The sequence below is a fragment of the Streptomyces sp. NPDC127084 genome (assembly GCF_042724175.1).
Classification (GTDB): Bacteria; Actinomycetota; Actinomycetes; order Streptomycetales; family Streptomycetaceae; genus Streptomyces.
Genome location: NZ_JBHXFA010000337.1, coordinates 1 through 2,006, shown reverse-complemented (window position 1 = coordinate 2,006; position 2,006 = coordinate 1). Strand labels below are relative to the sequence as shown.

Sequence of the window (2,006 nt, the reverse complement as noted above, 5' to 3'; positions counted from 1 at the left end):
GTCCACGATCATGTCGGTCTGGAGCAGGGAGCCCCCGCGCAGGGTGGTCACCGCGATCTTGCCCCTGATCTGGCGGAGATCGGTCACGGCGGTGTCCGACAGCCACCGCTTGGGCATCTCGATCTTCTTGAACTGGGCCGCGGTGAGAGCCGTGTAGGGCGCCACGTTGTCCTTGACCTGGTACGCCGTGACCTCGGGACCGACCTTGGACTTCACGTCACGGATGACGGAGAGGACGCCGGCGAACGCGCCGAGGGCGCAGACCACCGACAGGAGCAGGAGTATCACGCCGCGGCGCTGACGGGAGTTCATGAACCGTACAACCTCATTGGGGATATCGGTCGAGCGGAAATGAGCGGATCGAGCGGGATCGAACCGGGTCTGGCGAATGCGTGTGCCGTATTCGTGTGCTGTAAGCGTGTCCTGTGAGTTGAGGACTTATCCGCTCGATGTTTGGTTCTCGTGAACGGGCGGTGTGGCGGAGCAGAAGACACAACGGTCGCCGATGACGTCGATACCGCACCAGTGGCACACGGACTGCCGTACAGAGGTGACCAGTTGGTACAGCACCGACAGGTCGGGCAGATAGGTACAGAACTCGATCATCCTGCTCGTGCCCCACCATGTCACCGACTCGGCGGGCAGGGTGGCCTCGCGCAGGCCCATCGCGCTCCACGCCGGGGCGAGGGTGGTGCCGATCCAGTCGGACTGCAACTGCCCCTTGGCGACCAGCATCCAGGTGCCGAACTCCGGCCCCTCCAGGGTGACTCCGGGGCCGACCCGGACCAACTGCGGTTCGGGGTGGGCGATCACCGCGAACTGGCTGCCGGGTACCCAGGACTTGGCGTGCGACTTGAGGCCGACGGGGACCCGGTCCAGTCGGGTGACCGAGCCGAGGACCGCGCCGGCGTGGATGTAGTGGGTGAGCAGCCGGCCGGCCGAGGCGAGCACGCCGGGGCTGAGGTCGCAGGTCGCGAGCTGCCTCAACTGGCGGGCCAGGACGGCGAGTCCGAGCGGGGGCAGATTCGGACGGAACAGGGCGATCCGGTCGCTCTCCAGAATGGACCGGATCGTGTGCAGCCGTCGGTCGACACCCTCGGACACGGCCTGCGAGGACACGACGACGACATGCCCGTGCTGGTCGATCAGGGCCTGCATCTCCGACAGCGCCTGGTCCAGCGGTCGTTGATCCAGGTCCCGCAGGACGACGGCGGGCAGGGTCCGTTCGTCCTGTGCGGGCAGCGCCATGTCGGCGCTGGTCACGGCAATGGCAGTTGGCACGCTCAGCTCCCCGTTTCACGCCTGTCGGCTCGCCGGCGTATTACTCCGGTACGCCGAGTTGACTTCACTGCGTGACTACCTCAGCACTGTAACCACGCCCCTGTGACCGGAGAACAGCGTTTCTGTAGCTGTGCGGCAACTGTCATCGCACACAACGCACCAAACCGGGGCAGGTCGAGCAACTGGTCCACGCCGAAGCGCCGGGCCGACCGCCGGAGAAGTTGGTCTGGACCTCTTGACACCAGATTGGTCTGGACCAACTCTTGAACTCCAGCGGTGGCCACCGTCGTCACAGTCCCCTCCAAACTCCCCCACCGGAGGCATCAGTGGACCGCGCACCAGGCATGCCCGTACTCAGGAACAGACGACTGTGGGCCGGGGTCGCCATGGCCGCCCTCGCCCTCTCCTTCGCGGGCACCGGCCAGGCGTCCGCCGCCGACATCAACAACGCGAAGAACGCCGGCTTCGAGTCGAGTCTGACCAACTGGACCTGTACGGCGGGCAGCGGCACGACCGTCTCCTCCCCGGTGCACGGCGGCGCGGCCGCGCTGAAGGGCACCCCGGCCGGCCAGGACAACGCGCAGTGCGTCCAGTCGGTGGCGGTCAAGCCCAACTCGACGTACACACTGAGCGCGTGGGTGCAGGGCGGCTACTCCTACCTGGGCGTGACGGGCACGGGCACCACGGACGTGTCGACCTGGACCCCCGACACCACGACGTGGAAG

3 protein-coding genes are annotated in these 2,006 nt (G+C 66.8%); 1 reads left to right on the top strand and 2 read right to left on the bottom strand.

The window, feature by feature from the left end; all coding sequences use genetic code 11:
* A partial coding sequence (locus ACFWI9_RS34000) for an SAF domain-containing protein (RefSeq protein WP_387169089.1) occupies window positions 1-312 on the bottom strand: 312 nt, incomplete at its 3' end.
* A gap of 126 nt (window positions 313-438) precedes the next feature.
* Entirely contained in the window at window positions 439-1,248 is an 810-nt protein-coding gene (locus ACFWI9_RS33995; RefSeq protein WP_387169096.1) for a hypothetical protein, read from the bottom strand.
* Window positions 1,249-1,625: 377 nt separating this feature from the next.
* Between ACFWI9_RS33995 and ACFWI9_RS33990 the strand changes: the two genes are divergently transcribed.
* Window positions 1,626-2,006: carbohydrate binding domain-containing protein (locus ACFWI9_RS33990; RefSeq protein ID WP_387169093.1), on the top strand; the 381-nt coding region annotated here is incomplete at its 3' end.

Excerpts from the sequence above, each read along its gene's own strand:
- ACFWI9_RS33995 (WP_387169096.1), bottom strand. The coding sequence starts at position 1,248 with ATGGCGCTGCCCGCACAGGACGAACGGACCCTGCCCGCCGTCGTCCTG.